The sequence below is a fragment of the Herminiimonas sp. CN genome (genome assembly GCF_000622895.1).
GTDB lineage: Bacteria > Pseudomonadota > Gammaproteobacteria > Burkholderiales > Burkholderiaceae_D > AVCC01.
Genome location: NZ_AVCC01000010.1, coordinates 16,647 through 39,621 on the forward strand (window position 1 = coordinate 16,647; position 22,975 = coordinate 39,621).

General features: G+C 53.3%; 23 protein-coding genes. 18 read left to right on the top strand and 5 right to left on the bottom strand.

Annotated elements, in window-relative coordinates:
- Positions 1-90: 90 nt before the first annotated feature.
- A complete protein-coding gene (locus tag HMCN_RS0103935) occupies positions 91-366 on the bottom strand; it encodes a hypothetical protein (protein ID WP_155837379.1) in 276 nt (91 codons plus the stop codon).
- Positions 367-700: 334 nt separating this feature from the next.
- A complete protein-coding gene (locus tag HMCN_RS19110; RefSeq protein WP_155837380.1) occupies positions 701-1,132 on the bottom strand; it encodes a hypothetical protein in 432 nt (143 codons plus the stop codon).
- A gap of 1,176 nt (positions 1,133-2,308) precedes the next feature.
- Here HMCN_RS19110 and HMCN_RS0103940 point away from each other — a divergent pair.
- From HMCN_RS0103940 to HMCN_RS0103990, 11 genes are all read left to right on the top strand, one after another.
- Complete coding sequence (locus HMCN_RS0103940; protein ID WP_025916155.1) at positions 2,309-3,208, top strand: CheR family methyltransferase; 900 nt, start codon at positions 2,309-2,311, stop codon at positions 3,206-3,208.
- Positions 3,205-3,816 (top strand): chemoreceptor glutamine deamidase CheD, encoded by a 612-nt coding sequence (gene cheD / locus HMCN_RS0103945; RefSeq protein ID WP_025916156.1) that lies wholly within the window; start codon positions 3,205-3,207, stop codon positions 3,814-3,816. Before HMCN_RS0103940 ends, cheD begins: the two co-directional genes overlap by 4 nt.
- Before the next feature lie 44 nt (positions 3,817-3,860).
- Positions 3,861-4,937, top strand: coding sequence for a chemotaxis response regulator protein-glutamate methylesterase (locus HMCN_RS0103950; RefSeq protein ID WP_025916157.1), 1,077 nt, complete (start codon positions 3,861-3,863; stop codon positions 4,935-4,937).
- A gap of 183 nt (positions 4,938-5,120) precedes the next feature.
- Entirely contained in the window at positions 5,121-5,504 is a 384-nt protein-coding gene (cheY, locus tag HMCN_RS17245) for a chemotaxis response regulator CheY (protein ID WP_035625718.1), read from the top strand.
- A 449-nt stretch (positions 5,505-5,953) separates the two neighbouring features.
- Positions 5,954-7,168 carry an EAL and HDOD domain-containing protein gene (locus HMCN_RS0103960; protein ID WP_025916158.1) on the top strand — a complete coding sequence of 405 codons (1,215 nt, stop codon included), beginning with the start codon at positions 5,954-5,956 and terminating at the stop codon, positions 7,166-7,168.
- Between the two features lie 252 nt (positions 7,169-7,420).
- The gene (gene flhB, locus HMCN_RS0103965; RefSeq protein WP_025916159.1) at positions 7,421-8,563 is read left to right on the top strand and encodes a flagellar biosynthesis protein FlhB; all 1,143 of its coding nucleotides are present in this window, start codon (positions 7,421-7,423) and stop codon (positions 8,561-8,563) included.
- Positions 8,560-10,647, top strand: a complete 2,088-nt coding sequence (flhA, locus tag HMCN_RS0103970) for a flagellar biosynthesis protein FlhA (protein ID WP_025916160.1) — start codon at positions 8,560-8,562, stop codon at positions 10,645-10,647. The genes flhB and flhA overlap by 4 nt, the downstream gene beginning before the upstream one ends.
- The gene (flhF, locus tag HMCN_RS0103975) at positions 10,644-13,106 is read left to right on the top strand and encodes a flagellar biosynthesis protein FlhF (RefSeq protein WP_025916161.1); all 2,463 of its coding nucleotides are present in this window, start codon (positions 10,644-10,646) and stop codon (positions 13,104-13,106) included. The genes flhA and flhF overlap by 4 nt, the downstream gene beginning before the upstream one ends.
- A gap of 10 nt (positions 13,107-13,116) precedes the next feature.
- Positions 13,117-13,959 carry a hypothetical protein gene (locus tag HMCN_RS0103980; protein WP_025916162.1) on the top strand — a complete coding sequence of 281 codons (843 nt, stop codon included), beginning with the start codon at positions 13,117-13,119 and terminating at the stop codon, positions 13,957-13,959.
- A 57-nt stretch (positions 13,960-14,016) separates the two neighbouring features.
- Positions 14,017-14,742: an RNA polymerase sigma factor FliA gene (locus HMCN_RS0103985; RefSeq protein WP_025916163.1), complete on the top strand. Its 726-nt coding sequence runs from the start codon at positions 14,017-14,019 to the stop codon at positions 14,740-14,742.
- Between the two features lie 58 nt (positions 14,743-14,800).
- On the top strand, positions 14,801-15,292 hold the full coding sequence (locus tag HMCN_RS0103990) for a flagellar protein FlhE (protein ID WP_162174114.1): 492 nt from the start codon (positions 14,801-14,803) through the stop codon (positions 15,290-15,292).
- 168 nt (positions 15,293-15,460) lie between these two features.
- Here the strand turns inward: HMCN_RS0103990 and HMCN_RS0103995 are convergent, their stop codons facing one another.
- The 3 genes from HMCN_RS0103995 to flgA form a co-directional block, all read right to left on the bottom strand.
- Complete coding sequence (locus tag HMCN_RS0103995; protein ID WP_025916165.1) at positions 15,461-15,919, bottom strand: flagella synthesis protein FlgN; 459 nt, start codon at positions 15,917-15,919, stop codon at positions 15,461-15,463.
- Positions 15,916-16,236, bottom strand: coding sequence for a flagellar biosynthesis anti-sigma factor FlgM (gene flgM / locus HMCN_RS0104000; RefSeq protein ID WP_025916166.1), 321 nt, complete (start codon positions 16,234-16,236; stop codon positions 15,916-15,918). The genes HMCN_RS0103995 and flgM overlap by 4 nt, the downstream gene beginning before the upstream one ends.
- Positions 16,237-16,324: 88 nt before the next feature.
- Positions 16,325-17,050 (bottom strand): flagellar basal body P-ring formation chaperone FlgA, encoded by a 726-nt coding sequence (gene flgA, locus HMCN_RS0104005; RefSeq protein ID WP_081801400.1) that lies wholly within the window; start codon positions 17,048-17,050, stop codon positions 16,325-16,327.
- Between the two features lie 439 nt (positions 17,051-17,489).
- On the opposite strand from flgA, the gene flgB reads away from it, so the two are divergent.
- The 7 genes from flgB (at position 17,490) to HMCN_RS0104045 (ending at position 22,974) form a co-directional block, all read left to right on the top strand.
- Complete coding sequence (gene flgB / locus HMCN_RS0104015; RefSeq protein WP_025916168.1) at positions 17,490-17,897, top strand: flagellar basal body rod protein FlgB; 408 nt, start codon at positions 17,490-17,492, stop codon at positions 17,895-17,897.
- A 14-nt stretch (positions 17,898-17,911) separates the two neighbouring features.
- On the top strand, positions 17,912-18,328 hold the full coding sequence (gene flgC / locus HMCN_RS0104020) for a flagellar basal body rod protein FlgC (protein WP_025916169.1): 417 nt from the start codon (positions 17,912-17,914) through the stop codon (positions 18,326-18,328).
- A 60-nt stretch (positions 18,329-18,388) separates the two neighbouring features.
- Positions 18,389-19,048 carry a flagellar hook assembly protein FlgD gene (gene flgD / locus HMCN_RS0104025; RefSeq protein ID WP_025916170.1) on the top strand — a complete coding sequence of 220 codons (660 nt, stop codon included), beginning with the start codon at positions 18,389-18,391 and terminating at the stop codon, positions 19,046-19,048.
- A gap of 68 nt (positions 19,049-19,116) precedes the next feature.
- Positions 19,117-20,415, top strand: a complete 1,299-nt coding sequence (gene flgE / locus HMCN_RS0104030) for a flagellar hook protein FlgE (protein ID WP_025916171.1) — start codon at positions 19,117-19,119, stop codon at positions 20,413-20,415.
- Positions 20,416-20,467: 52 nt separating this feature from the next.
- Complete coding sequence (locus HMCN_RS0104035) at positions 20,468-21,211, top strand: flagellar basal body rod protein FlgF (protein ID WP_025916172.1); 744 nt, start codon at positions 20,468-20,470, stop codon at positions 21,209-21,211.
- Between the two features lie 274 nt (positions 21,212-21,485).
- Entirely contained in the window at positions 21,486-22,268 is a 783-nt protein-coding gene (gene flgG / locus HMCN_RS0104040; protein ID WP_025916173.1) for a flagellar basal-body rod protein FlgG, read from the top strand.
- Positions 22,269-22,281: 13 nt separating this feature from the next.
- Positions 22,282-22,974, top strand: a complete 693-nt coding sequence (locus HMCN_RS0104045; RefSeq protein WP_081801401.1) for a flagellar basal body L-ring protein FlgH — start codon at positions 22,282-22,284, stop codon at positions 22,972-22,974.
- The last annotated feature ends 1 nt before the right edge of the window (position 22,975 follow it).

Below are 22,975 nucleotides of genomic sequence, written 5' to 3' on the forward strand. Positions count from 1 at the left end.
ATCTTGCCGCCATCGTCAAGCCAAAATAAGGGGGGGATTTGTTAGGCAGCGCAAGCAAAATCAAGGGCTTGCGTTGCCTTGCGCAATGTTTTATCGGTAAGCGGCCAGGTTGATCGGCGGCGGCACATCCGCCTTGGTCAGCGCGGTAGATGCCAGAAACATCAGATCGTATAACGCATCAGCGGCGGTATCCCGCCGGCGCTGCGTCATTGCGCTGAGACTGGGCGCTGCCTTCAGCTTCGCATCATAGGCGAGCCACGCCGCCAGCAAAGCATCGGTTTCAAGACGGGGAAAGATGGCACGCGCACGCGGCAGTGTGGGTGTGGTGATGACGAGTTTAGGAAACTCTGATGATGTATCAGGCATGGTTTTGCTCCTACGTGAGACTTTGGATAAGTCCACCAATCCGTTTTGAAGCGAACTGGCGGGCGCGAGTGTTCAAAACTCGTACGTAGCCGAGCGAACGGTATTCCCCGGGGCTGTCCAATCCCAAAGGGATGGGGCAACCTTGAAGGTCTTGTATTCCCGTTCCACCGCGCCCATAGAAGCGAAACCTATAGGCGTAAAAAATGCCACTGACTGTCGGGATGGCATTCCGCTACGATTCGTGTTTTGAAGCACTTGAGCGGAATATATCCTTCGTTTTTCTAGTGTGTCAACATTCGCACTTCTTTATTTTTGTCGAAAGCCAAACACCAAATCATAGTCGGTTAAATAAACCACAAACACGAATTACCGTAAGCGTATGGCTTGTCCCTTCATTTCGATTCATTAGATAGAGTGCAATATTTTTTGATAGCGAATTCTTGGTAATATTTTTCCCGTCAGGCCCGCAGTAATCCGATACCTCTAAAAGATCAAATAATGAAGTTTGACTATCGTTTAGAACCCTTACCTGCTTATAAGCATATAAAACCAACCCACTCAGATCTTCAGCGGGAGCATGATATTTCTTGGATAAGGTTTCCAGCAATCTTTTTGCCTGCGCCACACTCCCGTCGTCTTTATCAAGCACTCTTCCCGCATTGATGTTCGCGGCTATATGCCATAGCGAACGCTGTTCCGAGGGACTTTGCGCCAAAACTGGAAATGACAGCAGCCCAGCAAATAATAATTGAATGATGATTTTCATTGTTCACCAGTAAAAAAGCCTGTAAAGCTAGCTGTCCGGCTTAAAACGGTTTCCCAGCGCGTATTGCACGACATTGCCGCCATTCTCCCCGGTCCTTCACCTTTGCATCTGCAGCCGTCTGCCACTGCATGTTGGTGGGCTCATCAGTCCCGCCAGCGCAAAGTGGCACAACGTGATCGATCACGTAACCTGGACACCGTCCCCTTTGTTTCCCCGTCGCAGGGCAAGGATTCGCCCGTTGGAAATTGCGCTTTGCTACTTGGCTACGATGCGCACGCGCAAAACAGTAGCCCGGCATAGTCAGTGAAAGTGACAGAACTGCCATTAAAAACAATCGAAGTGTGCTTTCCATGCTCACTAAACGTAAAAAAGCCCCGCAACGCGAGGCACTCGGAACCGACATCATAGATGAAATTTGCTTATTGGTAATGTTTTGCGCTTCGCTTTTCTGCTATCGTTATCGCTTCGCCAGCCATGCTAGGCCGCACGGATAGCAGCAAGGTTTGCCGGCAGCTTGACGCAGAGTCGAATGGTTCGCAGTAAGACCTGCTCGGGGAGCCAGAATATACAAAGGCTAGCACTTAGGTGCTGGCCTTTTTCAATTCCTGAACGTGACACGTTCAGCACGTTTCTACCTCTCCCGCTGTGTGCCGCTCGCGCCAGGTAATCGGCGTTCGAGCGCGAGAGGTTGAGTAATCTGCTACTTCGCTGATCAAATTATTCTAATTAAAGCTCTGGTTTTATCAAAAACTGTGTTTAATATGTCTCAGGAGTAATTTTTAAGCCCATCGTGGTCTTATAATATGCTGCATGCTAAGCTCAATTTAATGGTATCGGAGCCGTTATTAAAGAAGGCATTGCACGCGTTACGTTATTTGAATCCGCCGATGGTTACGTTGTACGTAACCATTATTTATATTGGGATATTGACAACCTTGTGACGCGATGTGTGAGTCGGAATTTTTCATGCTGTATCTAGAAGATGTCAGGCTTGGCGTTAATCGGCAGAGAAATTCATTATCCCCAGCCGTTTTCGCTTTGATTTTTCAAGTCCACTCTTCCAGCTTGCTATATGGCACTTTTTTGCATGTAGGTCGATATATTCAGCGCTGAAGATTATTTCATATTTGGTAATTTCTGATGTGTATGAGTGTTGATTTTAGAGAGAGTCACAGTATGAAATTAGCGCCTCAAAATAAATTAGATGGCGTCAAGGAGTTCGAATTTACAACGCATGATTTTGCCAGAGTGAAGGCATTGATTCACAAGCGTGCCGGAATTGCGTTGGCGGATACGAAGCAGGAGATGGTGTATAGCCGCCTTGCTCGCCGATTGCGGGCTAATGGAATCATGTCGTTTGGGCAATATTTGGATGGCCTGGAGGGGGGGGGCGTAGACGATGACGAGTGGGAAGCGTTCACTAATGCGCTGACCACCAACCTGACTTCCTTTTTTCGTGAGGCGCATCATTTTCCGATCTTGGCAGAGCACATGCGCAGTGTAAGGGAGCCAATTGCGATCTGGTGTTCCGCCAGTTCTACCGGAGAAGAACCTTATTCAATTGCAATTACAGCATGTGAGGTGTTTGGCACTCTAACTCCGCCGGTGCATATTATTGCCACCGATATCGATACCAGCGTGCTGAGCACAGCTTCTAATGGCGTTTATGCGATTGACAAGATAGCGAAAATGTCTCCTGAGCGAGTTAAACGTTTTTTCCTGCGCGGCAAGGGTGAGCAGGATGGGTTGGTAAGAATCCGCCCGGAGCTGCGCCAGATGATCTCTTTTAAGCAGCTTAATCTACTGGCCGACAATTTACCGATCTCAGGACCGTTCGATGCAATTTTCTGTCGTAATGTAATGATTTATTTCGATAAACCCACCCAAGGCAGAATTTTGACCAAATTCAGGCCGCTACTGAAGCCTGATGGATTGTTGTTTGCCGGGCATTCGGAAAATTTTCTGTATGTTTCGGATGCCTTTGCCCTGAGAGGGAAGACAGTATACGAACTGGTATCCTCAATGCGGCATGGCGAGGTAGGTGCGGTTACTGCGAATTCGAGAAGTTCGTTATGAGTCAGATGTTCGAAGAACAATTTGCAGCCAATGTTTACTACGACAGAACATTTGACTGCGATGCAGCTAAAATATTGCCTGGCGAATATTATTGTACAAGTAGAGATATGTTGATCGTGACTGTGCTGGGTTCCTGCGTGTCGGCTTGCATCCGCGATCGCATGTCGGGTATTGGGGGCATGAATCACTTTATGCTGCCAGACGGCAGTGGTAACGATGGAAATAACCCTGTTTCAGCATCGATGCGTTATGGCGCCTATGCAATGGAGGTGTTGATCAATCAACTTCTGAAGCTGGGTGCGCGACGTGAAAACATGGAGGCCAAGGTGTTTGGCGGCGGTAGTGTTCTGGCTGGCTTTACCTCGATCAATGTCGGGGAGCGCAATGCCCAGTTCGTTCGAGATTTTCTGCTTATGGAAAATATGCGAATAACGGCGGAGGATCTTAACGACATATATCCGCGTAAGGTCTATTTTTTTCCAAAGACAGGGAAAGTTTTGGTCAAGAAGCTCAAGCAAACGCATAATGATACGCTCGCCATGCGTGAGCATGCCTATGCCAGTCGACTTAAAACAAGTTCTGTTGGCGGTGAGGTTGAACTTTTCTGATACAGAATCACTGGCACTGCGGTGCTGAGCACGGGAAGCATTTTATGAAAATCAAAGTTCTGATTGTGGATGATTCAGCCTTAATTCGCAGTGTCATGCGGGAAATTGTCAGCAGTCAATCAGATATGGAAGTTGTTGGCGTGGCGCCGGATCCGATCGTGGCGCGAGAGATGATCAAGAAAACAGATCCGGATGTACTTACGCTGGATGTCGAGATGCCGAAAATGGATGGTTTGGATTTTCTTGAAAAATTGATGCGCTTGCGGCCTATGCCAGTGATCATGGTTTCGTCCCTGACTGAACGCGGTTCGGAGATTACCATGCGTGCACTTGAGTTGGGTGCGGTGGATTTTGTCACCAAACCAAAATTATCCATTCAAAGCGGGATGCTTGAGTATACCAATTTGATTGCAGACAAAATTCGCATTGCATCCCGTGCTAGGATCAAGTCCCATGCAGCTGTTGCAAGCGATTCCGCCAAGTTGACTGAGGTGCCGCTGCCCTTGATTCGCAATCCGCTGACGAGTAGCGAAAAACTTATTATTATAGGCGCCTCCACTGGTGGTACTGAAGCAATCAAGAGTTTTCTCATGCAGATGCCGTCAGATTGCCCAGGGATACTGATCACGCAGCATATGCCTGAAGGGTTTACTCGATCGTTTGCGCAGCGCCTTGACGGACTTTGTAAAATTTCCGTCAAGGAGGCTGAAGGTGGGGAGCGGATTCTTCCCGGGCATGCTTATATCGCACCGGGACATTCGCATTTGCTACTTACCCGCAGCGGTGCAAACTACGTTACACAACTTGATCAGGGGCCTGCAGTAAATCGCCATCGGCCCTCGGTTGATGTACTGTTTCAATCGGCGGCAAATTGTGCCGGTAAAAATGCGATGGGAGTGATTCTTACCGGAATGGGAAAGGATGGCGCGGCAGGGATGCTTGAAATGCGCAAGGCTGGTGCGCACAATTTTGCACAGGACGAAGCCAGCTGCGTCGTCTTTGGCATGCCACGCGAAGCTATCGCCATCGGAGCAGTGCATGACGTCGCGCCTCTGGACGAATTGCCGCGTAAAGTTCTGGAACTCCTGAACGCGTACGGTAATCGTGCGCTCAGGGTATAAGTCAACGTAAGTGGTGTGCGCTGGGACAAACTTGTTATGGAATCGCAGATTAATTCATGTCGTCAGAATTATTCTATAATAAAATCAATAGCTTACAATTGATTTATTTCTCGAATATCTGAATGAATTTGCGTTTCTTTAGTGAATTGGCAATCTGTTTTTGTAAAATGAATGGGGCAATATATGGCTGGTCCGAATACGAAATTTTTGGTTGTCGACGATTTTTCGACGATGCGACGCATCATCCGCAATCTGCTTAAAGAATTGGGATACACGAATGTAGACGAAGCTGAGGATGGCGTCATGGGGCTTGCGAAGTTGAAAAGTGAACAATATGATTTCGTGGTTTCCGATTGGAACATGCCAAACATGGATGGGCTTACCATGCTGCAGAATATACGGGCAGACCCCGCATTAGCTAAGCTCCCAGTGCTTATGGTGACTGCAGAAGCTAAAAAGGAAAACATTATTGCCGCTGCGCAAGCAGGTGCTAGTGGTTATGTAGTGAAGCCGTTTACCACGGCGATACTGGATGAAAAGCTCACAAAAATTTTTGTAAAAAATTGAGAAGGCGGCAGGTTCTTGATTTCTCCGGCTTCAGATTAAGTTTTCGCTCAGTAAGCGGATGAGCCAGAATGTGTCAACTGTTCCAGTTTGCAAGCGCAGTTTTAGCTAAGTATTGAAATTGGGTTTATGAACACTATTCCAAATAATGCGCATATTAAAATTTACCTGATTTTTTTAACTGCAAATGAATGCGCAAGTCCAACTGCTTGCAGCTGAACAGCGTTCGTTTTGCAAGAGCGAAACAATGACTATTGATCCGGCGCGATGAAGTCTTGACTTCATCGTGCCCCGTTCTCACCCTCTCCCTCTGGGAGAGGGTTGGGGTGAGGGGATCCGGTTCTAACTTTGTTCGTTCCGGATCTGTAGCTTGCTGTGAGGTATGCTGCATACTCTTTGCCCGTGGGCTTCCAGGATAACTGGTCTAATACAGATATACGCCCATATACATTATGTTTGACGAAAATTTCATCATTCGAGAACCACTGCTTGATTCGGGACAAAAAGTAATTGGCTATGCACTTAGTTGGCTGTGCCCTTCCGTAGAAAGAGACTCCTTTTCCGAGGATGCTCTCTCCTCTTGCATTAGCGCTATTGCAGATGCATTCAATAGTCGTGGGAAAGGTTGGCTACTAGAAGATAGCTTGATATTTTTAAATGCTGATCTGAGTTTACTGTCAATAGACACGGCATTAAGATTGCAGCCTAAAAATACAGTTTTTGAAGTGACTGTTGCCGATTTGCGTGATCCTGGTACTTTCGCAAAAATTATCGCTTTCCGTGAGCGGGGGTTCGGTGTGTCGTTAAGGAATGCAGATTTAGTTTTGCACGACAAGTCTCTCTTAACATATCTGACTCATGTTGAAATCGATTTTTCGTCAGCCGATTTCACATCTAAGGCCAAATTTTATGGATCGCTCAAGCAACTTGGAATTCATATGCTGGCTCGTCAGGTGAACGATTGGCCGACGTTTGATGCCTGTGCATCGCTTGGTTTGGATGCATTTGTCGGCAAGTTGCATTTAACACCACGACCAACTTCGCATACTAAGGACCTGAATCCTTCTCAGACCATTATTTTAAAATTAATGCATATGGTGAAAGAGAATGTTGAAATACAGCATTTGGAAGACGTTCTGAAAAGGGATCCAACCATTACCTATAAGTTGCTTCGCTATATTAATTCAGCAGGTTTGGGCCAAAGGGGAGAAATACGGTCGTTGAAGCAAACTCTGCAACTACTTGGTTATAACCCTCTTTATCGTTGGCTATCCTTACTATTGGCAACTTCAACAACGACTGGATTTTCTCCTGTTTTGTTGGAGGCTGCAATTGTTCGTGGAAGATTGGCTGAGATGCTGGGGCAGAAAGTGATGCCTAAGAGTGATGCGGAAACTCTCTTTGTCGTCGGCATGTTTTCCCTTCTGGACCGCCTCCTCTGCATTCCAATGGAGGAAGTGCTCGCCAAGATACAGGTGTCTAGAGCAGTGTCTGATGCCATTTTGTCGCGCACGGGGATATATGGGTCATTCCTGGCTCTTGCTGAAGCCTGTGAGCTAAACGCCACCTTGGTTGCAGCGCTTGCATCGCCACATCATTTCACCGCAGAAGATATTAATAATTCGCATTTGTCGGCGTTAGCTTGGGTAAAGAATTTACCCAAATAGCAGTAAAATTTATGTGTCATGAAGGTAACTTTATTATCCGGGTGCTGGATTTTTGACGAACAGGAGAGCTTTACGAATAGCTGTGCCTGATGGTGTAACGCATCAGACTTTATAACATCTTTATCCTATCATTCATCCCTATTGATCAAGGAACAGGTCAATACCTGGCCTGTTTGGTCGATCAATCGGTTGCTGCTGCATCAATAATCCTTCCTGATGGGCGCTATTTGCGCTTTCCAGTTCGGAGCATGCATGGCGGAAGAAAGTGATCTTGAAAAAACTGAGCCTGGATCTCCCAGGCGTCTGGAAAAGGCGAGAGAAGAAGGAGAGGTTGCACGGTCGCGCGAACTGACCACATTTGTTTTGTTGGTAACTGGTTTGGGCGGCCTGTGGTTGACTGCTGCACCGATGAGTGAACATATTGGCCGAGCATTGCAGCGCGGACTGCAATTTGAGCGAGCCTCCGCATTCGATCCGTCGCATATGCTTATGCAGGCCGGGAATGTGGTCATGGAGGCCTTGCAGGCGCTGTTGCCTTTGTTTGGGATGATGCTGCTGGCGGCATTGGCAGCACCGATAATGCTCGGTGGCTGGCTGTTTTCAACGCAATCCCTGGCACCAAAATTCTCTAAATTAAATCCAATAGAAGGCATTGGCCGGCTGTTTTCAACGCAATCTTTGGCTGAACTGATCAAAGCGGTCGCTAAGTCGCTGCTGGTGGGTGGCGTTGCATATTGGGTAATTTCTGCTAATGTGACGGCGATCATGTCGCTGATGACCGAGCCGGTACATAGTGCCTTGCCGCATACGATCCGGCTTGTGGCCAACTGCTGCGCGCTGATCATCGCTTCGTTGTTGCTAGTGGCGGCACTTGATGTTCCCTATCAACTATGGAGTTATTATCGAAAACTGCGCATGTCGCGTGAGGATCTGCGGCAAGAACACAAGGAAAGTGAAGGCGACCCACAAATCAAGGCGCAGATTCGTCGTCAGCAACAGCAGATGGCGCGGCGACGCATGATGACCGAGGTAGCCAGTGCCGATATTGTTGTCACCAATCCGACCCACTTTGCCGTGGCGCTCAAGTATCGCGACAAGGAAATGCGCGCACCCCGTGTGGTCGCCAAAGGCACAGATCTACTGGCCCTGCGCATTCGTGCCATCGGTGAGGAAAATAAGGTGCCGATTCTTGAGGCCCCACCATTGACGCGGGCGCTGTACCGGCATACCAAGCTCGGTGACGAGATTCCTGCTGCCTTATATGCAGCCGTAGCCGAAGTTCTGGCTTGGGTTTATCAATTGCAACGCTGGCACAGCGAAGGTGGAGTTGCGCCGCATGCCCCGGACGACTTGCCGGTGCCGGAATCGCTCGATCCGGCAGGGAGTAAGGCATGAAGCCGCTGAGTTCGTTGTTGCGCTTGCCTACCTTGCTTCTGGCCGGCAACCAGATCAAGGGCTTGGCCGGGCCGTTACTGATCGTCATGATCCTTGGCATGATGATCTTGCCATTGCCGCCATTCTTGCTCGACCTGCTGTTTACATTCAATATCGCACTATCGGTGATGGTACTGCTGGTCAGTATGTATACGATGAAGGCGCTGGATTTTGCTGCTTTTCCAGCAGTGTTGCTGTTTTCGACACTGCTGCGACTTTCCCTGAATGTCGCCTCCACCCGTGTTGTGCTGTTGCAAGGGCATACCGGACCTGATGCCGCGGGCAAGGTGATTGAGGCCTTTGGACATTTCCTGGTTGGGGGTAATTTTGCGGTCGGTATCGTGGTGTTCATCATTTTGGTGGTGATCAATTTTATGGTCATTACCAAAGGTGCCGGTCGCATCGCCGAAGTGGGTGCGCGGTTTACACTGGATGCAATGCCAGGTAAGCAAATGGCAATTGATGCCGATCTGAACGCAGGTTTAATCGCGGAGGATGTGGCGCGTAAACGGCGAGCTGAGGTGGCGCAGGAAGCCGATTTTTATGGCTCGATGGACGGAGCCAGTAAATTCGTGCGTGGCGATGCGGTAGCTGGTCTGCTGATTATGGTTGTCAATGTTGTTGGCGGCCTGATTGTCGGAGTTGCACAACACGGTCTGGATCTATCGGTTGCGGCCAAAACTTACACCTTGCTGGCCATCGGCGATGGCCTAGTTGCACAAATTCCGGCTTTGGTGATTTCGACTGCTGCCGGCGTTATCGTGTCGCGTGTGACTACCGATGAGGATGTTGGGCAGCAATTGATGGGGCAGTTGTTTTCCAATCCTCAGGTGCTATTTCTGACTGCCGGCATCATTGGCCTGATGGCCCTGGTGCCGGGTATGCCGCATGTGTCGTTCCTGATTATTGCCGGTGGGTTGGTATGGCTTGGCCGGCGTCAAGTGCAGCGCACCGTCCATGCCGCTGAGGCAGCCAAAGCTCCGCCGCCGGTTGTTGTTTCTGCTGAACCGGCAGAGGCAACATGGGACGATGTTGCATTGGTCGATCCGCTCGGACTGGAAGTCGGTTATCGACTGATCTCGCTGGTGGACCGGGCGCAGAATGGCGAGTTGCTGGGACGTATCAAGAGTATTCGTAAAAAATTTGCGCAGGATGTCGGTTTCCTGGTGCCGGTAGTTCACATTCGCGACAATCTGGAATTAAAACCGAATACCTATGTGATTACGATGAAGGGTGTCGAGATCGGCCATGGCGAGGCTTGGCCTGGTCAGTGGATGGCAATCAATCCGGGGCAGGTGGGAGGATCGTTGCCCGGCACCCAGACCAAGGATCCAGCCTTCGGCCTACCGGCCATATGGATCGACAGTAATCTGCGCGAACAGGCGCAGATTTATGGCTATACGGTGGTTGACGCCAGCACGGTAGTGGCTACGCATCTGAATCATCTGATCCATGCACATGCGGCTGAATTGCTGGGACGCCAGGAGGTTCAGCAATTGCTCGATCGGATCAGCAAGGAATCACCGAAGCTGACCGAGGATTTGGTGCCCAAGTTGCTGTCGCTGACTACCTTGCAGAAAGTATTGCAGAATCTGCTTGAAGAAAGCGTACCGATTCGCGATATGCGGACTGTACTTGACGTGCTGGCCGAACATGCTCCGAACGTTACTGATGCTAACGAGTTGACGTCGTTGACGCGCCTGGCGCTGGGACGCGCGATCACGCAACAACTGTTCCCGGGCAATGGCGAATTACAGGTCATTGGTCTTGATGGCTCGCTGGACCGGATGCTGCTGCAGGCACTCACTAATAGCAGCGGCCTGGAGCCGGGTCTGGCCGATAGCCTGCTACTGCAGACCCAGGCAGCAATAGCTCGGCAGGAACAGATGGGATTGGCCCCGGTACTGGTCGTCCAGCATCCGCTGCGTGTATTGCTGGCGCGGTTCTTACGCCGCAGCCTGCCGCAACTCAAGGTGCTCTCACACGCTGAAATACCCGATACCCGCACCATCAAGGTAACTGCAATCATTGGAGGTAAAGGTTGAATACTAGTACCAATGTCAGTACGAAAGCTAGTAAGGTTATTGCCTCATCGAGCCGCGAGGCCTTGCGTCTGATTCGCGAAAAATTGGGTCCGGATGCCATTATTTTATCCAATCGCGTGACGGCCGCCGGCGTTGAAATTGTAGCCATAGCCGAGGATGCAGCCGCGCAAATATCGGTTTCCACTTTGTCCGCAGCAACACCGATTGCCGTACCTGTATTGGGTAACCCAGCCGCACCACAGGCTGCAGAGGCCACACGGCCGCAGGCTGCCGATAGCTTGCTCAGCGAAATTCATTCGATGCGCGGCATGATAGAGGAGCAGTTGGCCGGCTTGGTCTGGAGCGATAAGCAGCGGCGCGATCCGGTGCGCAGCCATCTGCTGCGCGCCTTGTTGGGAGCAGGTTTCAGCGCACGATTGGCAAAAGCTATGCTGGACCATTTGCCGACCGGGCAGAGTTACACGAACGGGATGGAATGGGTTAAATCCGAATTGGCCCGTAATTTGCCTCTGCTGGAAAACGAGGATGCATTGATGGAGGGCGGAGGGGTATACGCGCTGATGGGACCGACCGGCGTCGGCAAGACCACTACTACCGCCAAGCTGGCAGCCCGCTGCGTGATGCGTTTCGGATCGGAAAAGCTGGCTTTGGTGACTACCGACAGCTACCGGATCGGCGCATATGAACAGTTGCGTATTTACGGTCAGATTCTGGGCGTATCGGTGCATGCGGTCAAAGATGCAGTCGATTTGCGACTGGTGCTAAATGATTTGCGCGACAAGCATATGGTGTTGATAGATACGGTGGGTATGAGCCAGCGCGACCGCACCGTTTCGGACCAGATAGCAATGCTGTGCGGCGCCGGCCGGCCGGTCAGGCGCTTGCTGCTGCTGAATGCCTCCAGCCACGGCGATACGCTCAATGAAGTGGTGCAGGCATATCGCTACGGTACGAATGGGGCCGATGGCAACGATCTTGCCGGCTGTATTTTTACCAAGGTCGACGAGGCAACCCATCCCGGTACGCTGCTTGATACCGTGATTCGGCATCGGCTGCCCGTATATTACGTTTCAAGCGGCCAGAAAGTGCCCGAGAATCTGATGATTGCCGACCGCGGGCTATTGGTTGACAGCGCATTTCAGGCCGGGAGCCGAAGTGCACTGTTCATACCTGGCGAGGCTGATCTGGGCGAGCAACCGGCACTCTTGAGCAATGATGCCGAAACGGCGGCGATTCAGGCCAGTTCGCAGGCGGCCACTGAGCGACTGCGGGTGCAGTGCCGGAAATTAATTCGCGCTTTGACGCATGATGCGCAGGAACTGAATGACAATGCAGACGCTCTGGCAGCCGGTCAGATCGGCTTTGACGGAACCCGCGCATTATGGCGAAACTTGACCGATGATGCGGTCAATCCGCAAGCGGTGGCCCAGACCTTGCTGACGCAGGCATGTGCCGAGGTCGATGTAGGTTGCGATCAGTACGTGCTGGCGCTGGGAGGGAAGGTTAGCCTCAGTGCGGAAGAGAGTGGAGATACATATGCGCTGCATGGTAGCTTGCTGTTGTCAGACCGTAGTGGCATGCCACTGGCTGCACCGAATCAGTTGTTGACTACAGTGGTGCCGTCCGCTACCAAGGACGGCGCTCATAAGTCATCCATGGCGGAAATGCGACAATTCGACTGGCTGCAGCGGCAGGACTTCGGTAGGCCGATGATCCATTTGCTGGAAAACATGCCGACCGCCACTCAGATACACGACTGGCAAACCGGCGGTGTCCGGTGGTTGGCACGCAGCCAGGCCGGTGCAGGCGTGGTTGATATGACAAGCGGCGTTGACAGCACGCTGGCCAAGCTGGCCGACACGCTCAGTTTCGGTACCCCGCAGTCAGTAGTTTATAAAGGGAAAGCGGCATTGCAAACTATGGCTGAAACATCGGTCAGCTTACGCAGCAGTGCAAAAAACATGACGGCCAACAGTGCTGATCCGATTCCCAGTTTGCGTTGCGTGATGACGCGGATTGTCGAGAAGCATAGCGGAAAGTTGCTGGCGAAATGGTATCTGCTCGGCAATATCGAAATGCAGGTAACGGCACAGCAGATCGTCCAGTGGCATCACTGGCGGGCAGCGGTCGAGCCGTATTTCAAATTGCTCAAACATGGCATCAACCAGCTTGGCGGCTGTGGCCAGCCGGGTGATGTCAACATGCTGAAACGTTTGCTGATTGCCGGACAGGTCTGCGCCACTGCATGGCGATTGCAGCATGTACAGGGTGATTGGGCCGAGCCGGCACGCAAGCTGTTGGCGCAATTGTCCGGCCATCCGTCGCGTTTGGGACGCGCGGTGCCGGGATCGGTTCTCTTTGAAGGGATGGGGAAACTCTATGTGCTGCTGGATGCGCTGGACGCCGATGGTTCGGCAATGCCACCGCAAGCGCCGGACCTGGTGACAGTACAGGATTGAGGAGACTGGATTGAGTAAGGTAGTCAGCGATCAGGCGGATGGCTTGCGGCGTCTGATGGCGCACAGTCCGGCTCGGCTTGTTGCAGTGGTCGGCAGCAGCCCTGCGGTGGGCGCTACCAGCGTTGCACTCAATCTGGCGGCAGCATTGGCGCAGCAGGGCAAGGATGTGCTGCTGCTCGATGAGCAGTCGGGCCCGCGGTCGGCCAGCGCAATCTGGAAAATCGCAGCGGCAGGTACCTGGTCCGATGTTGCAACCCAGCGCCTGCGGTTGGAAGCTGCAGCTGGATTGGCTGCATGCGGCGTTCAGGTATTGTCGGCAGCACCTGCGGCAGGCATGATAATCGAAAATGTACATGCAATGCTTCAGGGGCGGCTGGTGCTGATTGATGCTGCTCTCGATAGCGAGGGCGCATTGTCGCCTCTGGCCCGTCAGGCCGACGAAATACTGGTGGTGTTGCAGCCGCAGGCGGTATCGATCACGGCGGCCTATGTCTGTATCAAACGACTGCGCTATGCGCACGCGCTGCAGCAATTGCGGATACTGATCAACCGCGCCACCAGCGCTACCGAGGCGCAACGTGTACTGACGAATCTGTCCAACACCGGCAGCCGCTATCTGGCGCTGGCTTTGGAACCAGTTGGTTGTGTGATGGCGGATCCCCTCTTGTCGCGTGCGCTGCAATTAAATTTGAGCGTGGTGGAGGCTTTTCAGACCAGTCCGGCGGCCATCGACTTTCGCCGGATTGCGACCGAATTACTGCAATGGCCTTGGCGCTCGCCGGCAGGCCGACTGCCTTCGCCGATCTCGACTACTGCCAAGCGTCAATCCGATCGATTGCTGGAGCCGAATTAATACGGCGGCAGGAGCTTGACCACCCCGGGCGATAAAGAGGGAAGAGGAATCAACACAATGTATACAGCGCAGGGAAAAATCGACAAGTCCGGCATGCTGACGCAGTACGCGCCGCTGGTCCGGCGTCTGGCCTTGCAATTGATCGCCAAACTGCCGGCCAGCGTCGAGCTTGACGATATGATCCAGGCGGGCATGCTTGGCTTGCTGGACGCCACCAACCGTTATCAGGAAAATCAGGGCGCGCAATTTGCAACTTATGCCAGCCAGCGGATTCGTGGCGCCATGCTGGACGAATTGCGCGCCAACGATTGGCTCTCGCGCAGCTCGCGGCAATCCTCGCGCAGCGTGGCAGCGGCGGTGCAATCACTCGAACAGAAGCTGGGGCGCGGGCCGACCGAGGGAGAAATCGCAGAGGAACTGAAGATGCCGCTGGACGAGTACCAACAACTGCTGCAGGAGATTCACGGTTGCCAGTTGGTGTACTACGAAGACTTCGAAGGCGGCAACACGGAGAATACATTTCTGGATCAGCAGTCCGGCGATCATACCGGCAAGCAGAATGGACCGCTGGACCTGCTGCTTGAGCAAGGTTTGCGGCATAGACTGATCGAGGCAATCGAAGCAATGCCGGAGCGCGAGCGCTTATTGCTCAGCCTGTATTACGAGCAGGAACTGAATCTGCGGGAGATCGGTGCAATACTTGAAGTCAGTCAATCGCGCGTCTGCCAGCTGCACAGTCAGGCCGTCAGCCGTTTGCGTGCGCGCCTGCATGAGGCCGGTTGATGCGCTGATTGCCCGGTCAACGAGAGCAGCACGTGCGTTTGCCGGTAATTGCAGTGCCATGCTGATTGGTCTGGCATTCCATTGTTTGCCTGCCAGCGCTGCCGAGCCGGTGCCGCAAGCCCTCAGTTTGCACCGAAAATCAGTCGCTTTTCCAAGTGAAGTAGTAACGGCATCAATGGGTGCAGGCGGTGCCAGAGTTACCGGTTCCTGGGTTAATTCGACTAACGGGCCGGCAGTTATTCATCGCGGCGTGATTTATCAAGCGGCGCAGATCGTCCCGACAGGCAGTATGATGGTCAAGCCAGCCTCGCTGGTGCGCCGGGTCAATTGGCGCTACTCGTTTCTGACGCCGGTGCCGCATGGTCTGCGAGCCTATTTGTGCAACTATGTCAGATGCATCGCATTGAGCGGCGCCGCTGGCACCACCACTGCCTTTGACGGCGATAGCGCGTATTCCAATTTCTCTTTTGCTTTTGTAATCGATGGCAACGGAGGGCTGTCGCCAGCGTTGCAGGGGCACATAAACTATGTGGCTGTAAATTACGAATAGACAGGGTCGGCCGACGCGTTTGTCTTTGCCGAATTTACTGTCGAGTATCTGTGGTTTTCTGGGGTATGGTTTAAATTATTGCATTTTCAGCCAATTTTACTGGCGATATAAAAAAATACATAATGCAGTATTTTTCATGCAGCATGCTTTTGTACCAATAGGCCGGCCTCAGCCTGCAGCAATGCTATTTCCATTGCCAATCCCCACTTTATGCTGACCATCCGATCCATAGAGGGATTGTCCACTGGCACGCAGGAAGTTGATCGACTGCCGGGTGTAATCGAGGTGGGTGTGAATCAGCACGCCATTACGATGATTGCGCTCGCGCGCCTGGGCCGCGCATTCCAGCAATTCCTGCCATGCGCGTTGCAGATTCTCGCCGCCTGCCAGCGCCGCGGCATTGGCGCCGTCGTGATCGGGCGGGAAGCCAAGTGCAACCTGCTGCCGCTCGCGTTCCGAGTCGAGAAGCGCGAGGCGATCGGCAATTTGCGCCTTGCGTTCGCTCAGAGCCGGCAATTGGGTAAAGTTGCCATGAACTAATGCTTCGGCTTCCTGATCAAGTAATTCGAGGAACGTCTGCACCACGTCGCGCTCCTCTGCCAGGTGAGACAGCAGCCGGGCATTCATGAAGTCTGTTTGCCCAACAGGTCGCGTACCGTGTCAAGCAGACCATCGGCAATTTTTCCAGTGTCGACCTGATAGCGGCCTTCGCTGATGGCTTGGCGAATTTCGGCCACGCGCGCTGTATCGAAGTCAGCGCTGCCTGGTTGTACCAACTGGGTCTGTAATTGACGCGCCTGCGCTGCCAGGGAGTTCAGATTGCCAGTCGATGGGGCAGCGCTGGCCGTTGTTGTCGATGCACGTGCCGCGCCACCCTTGGCGGCAGTCACGTTGGCCGTGCTGGAGACCTTGGTGGGTAAATTGGCGATTTGATCGATTTTCACGATATTTCCTTAGAGAGATCTAGTCGGAGTAACGGCAGTTTGCAATGAAACTTTAGCCTTGTCCAAAAAATCCAGTCGTTCAATATTGTTAATTTGATAGCTCGACTGCCCCATCCTGGCGCGCGATGCCGCTCACCAGCCGACCGTTTTGCGTCTTCACCTGCACCGAGGCGCCAACTGCAGCATTGGCCATTGCCCGGCCTTCGGTGCTGGCAACGAAGCCCGCGCCTTGCGTTATCACTTTGACATTCTGCCCCGAATGTACCACGATTGCGCCGCGCAGCAATTCCAGTCGTAAAGGCGCACCGGAGGCAATCCGGTTGACTGCAATCGCGCCGCCAAGCTGGGATGCGTTGGTTATCACATTGCGTGGCAATGCTGTCAGATCGCCTTCGCGCAGCGTGAAATCGGTTGTTGCCAGGGTTTCACCAGCACTGATCGGGCGTGTTGCTACATAGTAATTTGCAACCACGGCGACATAAGCAGGAACGTAGCGCGTCCACGATTGCTCGGCGTTGCAGCGCACTCCGACCGATACGCGGCCCCACAGACGTGCGCCGTTTGGCAAAAAGGGCTCGGCTGCGTCGCAAGCCGGTAACGCGCCGGACATCGGGGTGTCGATAGTGATAGTGACTTTGCCTGGCAGGCCGGCGGTTTGGTCCAGCAAAAAACCTTCGATTAACGGTCGCAAATTGCCAGCCAATGGCATCGGTAGCGGCTTTGCAGCCCAGGCACGCATTGCTGGTGTACTCAACGCCATGAGTAATGCCATTGCTGCGCATTGGTGCCAGGGTCTTCGTACAGGCATCTTCATGGATTTGCGTTCTGGAAAAAATTTCAGTGAAACCGGACATCTATGCGCGGTAATTGAATCGCCCATAGGCGTTTCGCATGCGGCCGATTTTAAGCAATCCGCAGCGGCAGGCAACGGGAGAGCTGCGCCGCCATTTTAGCGTTATTCATGCGATTGCACGAGATGCCATCTGGAATCATATAAATTCGGCTTGGTAAATAAGCAGGGAATGCTTATCTAAAAATAGCAAGATGATAATGGAATTGCTGTAGTAATTATTTTTTGCGCCCGGTGCTTTTTGAAACGTTATTATTCCCATATGGAAATTGCAAACAAGAACGGAATTGCACTAGAAACTCCCGCCTGTTCATTCGATTGCAGGTTGTCGCGTTTGCCTATAATCGCTTTCATCAAAAGGTCTAAGGCGACTGGGTAGCTTACTTAATATGGGTGATCGAACATGATTGACAAGCTTGATGCGGCACTTCGCTTCCATCAGGAAGCGCTAAACTTGCGGGCACGGCGACAGGAAGTATTGTCGTCCAATATCGCCCATGCAGACACCCCGAACTACAAGGCGCGCGATTTCGATTTCAGCAGTACCTTGACTCAGGCGGTGGAGCGTGGCCGGCAATCGCAATCGATGTCGCTAACCACCACCTCGTCGCGTCACCTGCCGGGCGAGGCCGTTGTCGCGAATGATGCCGAGCTTTTATATCGGGTGCCGACCCAATCCAGCATTGACGGCAATACCGTCGAAATGGACGTTGAGCGCATTAATTTTGCCGATAACGCAATGCGTTACGAGTCGAATCTGACGGTGCTCAGTGCGCAAATCAAGTCGATGCTGTCAGCGGTGCAACAATAATCAGGGGTTAGCGCATGCCGTCTTTCAATGCCTCGCAGAGCATCTTCGATATCGCCGGTTCCGCGATGAGCGCGCAATCGCAGCGCATGAACGTCACTGCCAGCAATCTGGCCAATGCCGACAGCGTCGCCGGCCCCGATGGCCAGCCGTATCGCGCCCGTCAGGTCGTGTTCACCATGGCGCCATCGGACCAGCAGGCGATCGGCGGCGTACGGGTGGCTGGGGTGGTCGAGGATCAATCGCCGATGCGCATGGTCTACGATCCGAAGAACCCGCTGGCAAATGCGGGCGGCTACGTCACCATGCCCAATGTCAATGTGGTCGAGGAAATGGTCAACATGATCTCCGCTTCGCGTTCTTACCAGGCTAACGTCGAGGTGCTGAATACCGCCAAGACCTTGATGCTGAAAACACTTACGGTTGGCCAGTAACCTGTTCTGTCTTTGAATTATTAAATAGCAGTCGGCGTTTTATCTCGGGAGAAATACATCATGGCAGTTTCAGGAGTCGGTTCGAATACAGATGCTACAGCGGCATTGGCGTCAGCTTCTACCACAAGTGTTGACTCTGAGCAGCGTTTTCTCAAGCTGCTGGTTACGCAACTGAATAACCAGGATCCGCTCAATCCGCTCGACAACGCCCAGTTGACTTCCCAACTGGCGCAGATGAGCACCGTCAGCGGCATCGAAAAACTGAATGCCGCATTGCAATCGTTGGTCGCCCAGAGCGGCTCCAGCCAGACTTTGCAGGCGGCTTCCCTGATTGGTCGCACGGTGCTGGTTCCGGGCAGCCAGGTGGCGCTTGCCGGTGGGGCGGCGACACCGTTCGGGATCGACCTGCAAGGAGGGGCTGATTCGGTCAAGGCCACTATTGTCGATGCAGCCGGCAATGTCGTGCGTACTTTCGACATGGGTGCGCAGGCACAAGGTGTCAAGGCGATGTCGTGGGATGGCAAGAGCGATGCGGGCCAGCAAGTTGCCGACGGCGCATACACCATCAATATCAGCGCAACCGCTGGCGGCAACGCGGTCGCCGCCAATGCGCTGACTTTGGCTGCGGTCGCTAGCGTTGCGCAAAACAGCACCGGGGTTACGCTGAATCTGGCCAATGGCGGCACAGTCGGCCTGAGCAGCGTCAAGCAGATTTTGTAAATCCGGCATATCTGCATCTATTTTTATTAATAATTGATTCAAACTGATTCAAGAATAAGGGGAATACCATGGGTTTTGCGCAAGGAGTAAGTGGACTGAATGCCTCTGCGGCCAATCTCGATGTGATCGGCAACAATATTGCCAACTCCGGGACTATTGGCTACAAGTCTGGTAGCGTCCAGTTCGCCGATGTCTATGCCGGTTCGCAGATAGGATTGGGCGCCAAGGTTGCTAGTCTCACGCAGAATTTCGCCGCAGGTGCGGTGCAAACCAGCACCCGGGTTATGGATGTGGCCATTACCAATGGCGACGGCTTTTTCCGCTTGACCAGTCCCGGCGGAGAAGTGGCGTATTCGCGCAACGGCCAGTTCAATGTGGACAAGAACGGCTTCATGGTCAACGCAGCCGGTCTGCAGTTGACCGGCTTTCAGGTGGGGGCCAACGGCGCGATCGCCGGCGGCAGTCCGACGGCACTGCAATTGCCGACCTCCGCGATGACGCCGAAGCAGACTACTAATATTAATGCGCAGTTCAATCTTGACGCGCGTGCTGTGAACAGCCCGATCATCCCGGTCGCGACAACATTCGATGCCAATGATTCGACTACCTACAATTATTCGAATGCGGCGACGATCTATGACTCTTTGGGTAATTCGCATGAATTAGTGACATACTTTCGCAAGAACGCTGTCAACACTTGGGATACCTACGCTACTGCGGACGGCTATCCGCTAACAGCGGCCGGTGCAATGGTTGCAGCCCCAACGCCCGCAGGTCCTCCGACAATCGCCAACAGTGCAAAGCTGGCAGATGGAACGCTCGGCTTCGATCTCAACGGTATTCTTAACGGTGGCGCACCTAGTACTCTCGTGGGCGGAAAAATGTCGATTACCGGTCTTGATTTCGGCAACGGTTCCGCACCAATGACTTTTACTACTGATGTCACCGGCACCACCCAGTTCGGTAACGACAACGACGTCAAGAAACTGACCCAGGATGGTTTCACTTCCGGCGTGATCACCTCTTATGCAATCAACCAGGACGGCACCGTCATCGGCAAGTACTCGAACGAACAGACCAAGACCCTGGGGCAGATCGTGCTGTCTTCGTTTATCAACCCGAACGGACTGCAATCCAAGGGCGACAACGTCTGGTCTGAAACTTCCGCTTCCGGTCAACCATTGACCGGTACTCCTGGTGCCGGTACCAAGCGGGGTGCGCTGGTTTCGGGCGCACTGGAGTCGTCCAATGTCGATCTGACGGCCGAACTGGTCAACCTGATCATCGCGCAGCGTACCTACCAAGCCAATTCACAGACTGTCAAGACCCAGGATCAGGTCATGCAAACGTTGATGAACATGCGTTGATGACGGCGTCATCAGTTAATTTGGCAGTCAGCGCAACGATCAAGGGGAACATATGGATCGGATGATTTACATCGCCATGAGTGGCGCCAAGCAAGCGATGGAGCAGCAGGCATCGGTGGCACACAACATGGCGAACGTGGCGACTACCGGCTTCCGCGCCCAGATCAACAACTTCCGTGCGGTGCCGGTGGTGGGCGCAGAGGCCGCCACTCGTGCCTTCGTGGTGGCTTCGACCCCCGGCGCCGATCTGCGGACCGGGCCGATCAGCGAGACCGGCCGTGCGCTTGATGTCGCCATCAAGGGGGACGGCTGGCTGGCAGTGCAAATGCCGGACGGTAGCGAGGCTTATACCCGTGTCGGCAATCTGCAAGTCGGTGCCGACGGCCAGTTGCTGACGATGGATACCCATCCGGTGGTGGGCGAGGCTGGTCCACTGGTCGTGCCGCCGGGCTCGGCGGTGATGATTTCCAAGGATGGCCTGGTGACTGCGCGCGGTGCCGGCGACCCGGTCACGGGCGCGGCCGAAGTGGGCCGGCTCAAGCTGGTCAATCCGGCCGCAACCAGCATGGTACGAGGCGATGACGGACTGTTCCGGATGCAGCCGGGCGTCGCAGCGCCGCCAGCCGATCCGTCCGTGATGCTGATGACGGGCGCGCTGGAAGGCAGCAATGTCAATCCGGTCGAGGCCATGGTCGACATGATTGCCAATGCGCGCCGTTTTGAAATGCAGATGAAGGCGCTGCAGAGCGCCGACACCAACGCGCAATCTGCGAATAAGCTGCTGGGCATGAATTGATGAGTTTTTGTAGGTCGGGTTACGCGATAAAGCCGCTAACCCGACCTACAATATTGGAGTATATTTAGTTTCCGCAATGAAAATATGCGGGAAATGCCATGAAAATGATGATACTCCTTGTTTCATGAAAAGCATTGGATTGTGAGGTCTGTTCGTGTTTTTTGTTGTTTTTCGTGGGTAAATGCGTAATCTCAGGTAGTAATTGTCATAGCACCAACCGATTATTTTGAATTAATTTAGATGCGGTCACGGCCGCCTTGCAGGAGTTGTTTTCATGATCCGTTCCCTCTCGATTGCCAAAACCGGCCTCGATGCGCAGCAAACCCAGCTCGACGTTATTTCGAATAACCTGGCCAACGTCGGCACTACCGGCTTCAAGCGCAGCCGGGCCGTGTTTGAGGATTTGATGTATCAGAACCTGCGCCAGGTCGGCGGCCAGACTTCCGACCAAACCCGCCTGCCGTCCGGGCTGCAAATCGGTACCGGCGTGCGCATTGTCGCCACTGAACGGATTCATACCCAGGGTAATCCGACCAAGACCGATAACTCCAAGGACGTCGCGATCAATGGCGACGGCTTCTTCCAGGTCCTGATGCCGGACGGCACCATCTCGTACACGCGCGACGGTTCGTTCCAAACTGATCAGAACGGCCAGTTGGTCACCGCCAGCGGCTTTCCGGTGCAGCCCGCGATCACGCTGCCGCAAAACGCCACCAGCATGACGATTGCCCGCGACGGCACCGTCTCGGTCACGCAGGCAGGCAGTACCGCCAGCGTGCAGGTTGGTCAAGTGCAACTGGCGACTTTCCTGAATTCGGCCGGCCTGCAAAGCACTGGCGAAAATCTGTATGTGGAAACCGATGCTTCCGGCGGCCCGAACACGACGGCCCCGGGCCAGAACGGTGCCGGCATTCTCAGCCAGGGTTATGTCGAAGCATCGAATGTCAATGTGGTGGAGGAGCTGGTAAACATGATTCAGGCCCAGCGCTCGTATGAAATCAACAGCAAGGCAATCAAGACCTCGGACGAGATGTTGCAGCGCCTGACGCAATTGTGATGAGGCTGTCGTGATGGCGCTGACTATGGTGAAACACTGGGTTGGATTGTTGCTGCTGGCTGCTGTCATGCTGCTGGGCGGGTGTGCGCAACTGCCGCGCGAGCCGCTGGTACAGCAGCCAATGACGGCACGCGCTGCTGCGGCGGCGATTGCCGTAGCGCCGCAAGCGGGCGCAATCTACCAGCCCGGCATTGGTGCGCGGGCATTGTTTGAAGACCAGCGTCCGCGCAATGTCGGCGATATCCTGACCATCGTGGTCAGCGAAAAGGTCAACGCCAGCAAGAACTCGGCGGCCAATGCCAGTCGTGATGGCAGCGTAGCCGCCACGCTTGGCGTGACCCCGAAAATTTTCGGCGGTTTGTTCACTGGTATGGACACTGATGTCAGTGGCAAGAACATTATGAGCGCCAAGGGCGGTGCCAATGCGGCCAATACCTTCAACGGCGTGATTACCGTGACGGTAATTGAAGTGATGGGTAACGGCAATTTGATGGTCAGCGGCGAAAAACAAATGATGATTAATCAGGGTACCGAATTCATCCGCTTTTCGGGCGTGGTCAACCCGCGTACGGTCAGCGGCAACAATACCGTATCCTCGACCCAGGTGGCAGATGCGCGGATTGAATATAGCGCCAAGGGTTACATCGATGAAGCGCAAACCATGGGCTGGCTGCAGCGCTTCTTCCTCAACGTATTGCCGCTCTGAT

Excerpts from the sequence above, each read along its gene's own strand:
- HMCN_RS0103935 (WP_155837379.1), bottom strand. The coding sequence starts at position 366 with ATGCCTGATACATCATCAGAGTTTCCTAAACTCGTCATCACCACACCC.
- HMCN_RS19110 (WP_155837380.1), bottom strand. The coding sequence starts at position 1,132 with ATGAAAATCATCATTCAATTATTATTTGCTGGGCTGCTGTCATTTCCA.
- HMCN_RS0103940 (WP_025916155.1), top strand. The coding sequence starts at position 2,309 with ATGAAATTAGCGCCTCAAAATAAATTAGATGGCGTCAAGGAGTTCGAA.
- cheD (WP_025916156.1), top strand. The coding sequence starts at position 3,205 with ATGAGTCAGATGTTCGAAGAACAATTTGCAGCCAATGTTTACTACGAC.
- HMCN_RS0103950 (WP_025916157.1), top strand. The coding sequence starts at position 3,861 with ATGAAAATCAAAGTTCTGATTGTGGATGATTCAGCCTTAATTCGCAGT.
- cheY (WP_035625718.1), top strand. The coding sequence starts at position 5,121 with ATGGCTGGTCCGAATACGAAATTTTTGGTTGTCGACGATTTTTCGACG.
- HMCN_RS0103960 (WP_025916158.1), top strand. The coding sequence starts at position 5,954 with ATGTTTGACGAAAATTTCATCATTCGAGAACCACTGCTTGATTCGGGA.
- flhB (WP_025916159.1), top strand. The coding sequence starts at position 7,421 with ATGGCGGAAGAAAGTGATCTTGAAAAAACTGAGCCTGGATCTCCCAGG.
- flhA (WP_025916160.1), top strand. The coding sequence starts at position 8,560 with ATGAAGCCGCTGAGTTCGTTGTTGCGCTTGCCTACCTTGCTTCTGGCC.
- HMCN_RS0103985 (WP_025916163.1), top strand. The coding sequence starts at position 14,017 with ATGTATACAGCGCAGGGAAAAATCGACAAGTCCGGCATGCTGACGCAG.
- HMCN_RS0103990 (WP_162174114.1), top strand. The coding sequence starts at position 14,801 with ATGCTGATTGGTCTGGCATTCCATTGTTTGCCTGCCAGCGCTGCCGAG.
- HMCN_RS0103995 (WP_025916165.1), bottom strand. The coding sequence starts at position 15,919 with ATGAATGCCCGGCTGCTGTCTCACCTGGCAGAGGAGCGCGACGTGGTG.
- flgA (WP_081801400.1), bottom strand. The coding sequence starts at position 17,050 with ATGAAGATGCCTGTACGAAGACCCTGGCACCAATGCGCAGCAATGGCA.
- flgB (WP_025916168.1), top strand. The coding sequence starts at position 17,490 with ATGATTGACAAGCTTGATGCGGCACTTCGCTTCCATCAGGAAGCGCTA.
- flgC (WP_025916169.1), top strand. The coding sequence starts at position 17,912 with ATGCCGTCTTTCAATGCCTCGCAGAGCATCTTCGATATCGCCGGTTCC.
- flgD (WP_025916170.1), top strand. The coding sequence starts at position 18,389 with ATGGCAGTTTCAGGAGTCGGTTCGAATACAGATGCTACAGCGGCATTG.
- flgE (WP_025916171.1), top strand. The coding sequence starts at position 19,117 with ATGGGTTTTGCGCAAGGAGTAAGTGGACTGAATGCCTCTGCGGCCAAT.
- HMCN_RS0104035 (WP_025916172.1), top strand. The coding sequence starts at position 20,468 with ATGGATCGGATGATTTACATCGCCATGAGTGGCGCCAAGCAAGCGATG.
- flgG (WP_025916173.1), top strand. The coding sequence starts at position 21,486 with ATGATCCGTTCCCTCTCGATTGCCAAAACCGGCCTCGATGCGCAGCAA.
- HMCN_RS0104045 (WP_081801401.1), top strand. The coding sequence starts at position 22,282 with ATGGCGCTGACTATGGTGAAACACTGGGTTGGATTGTTGCTGCTGGCT.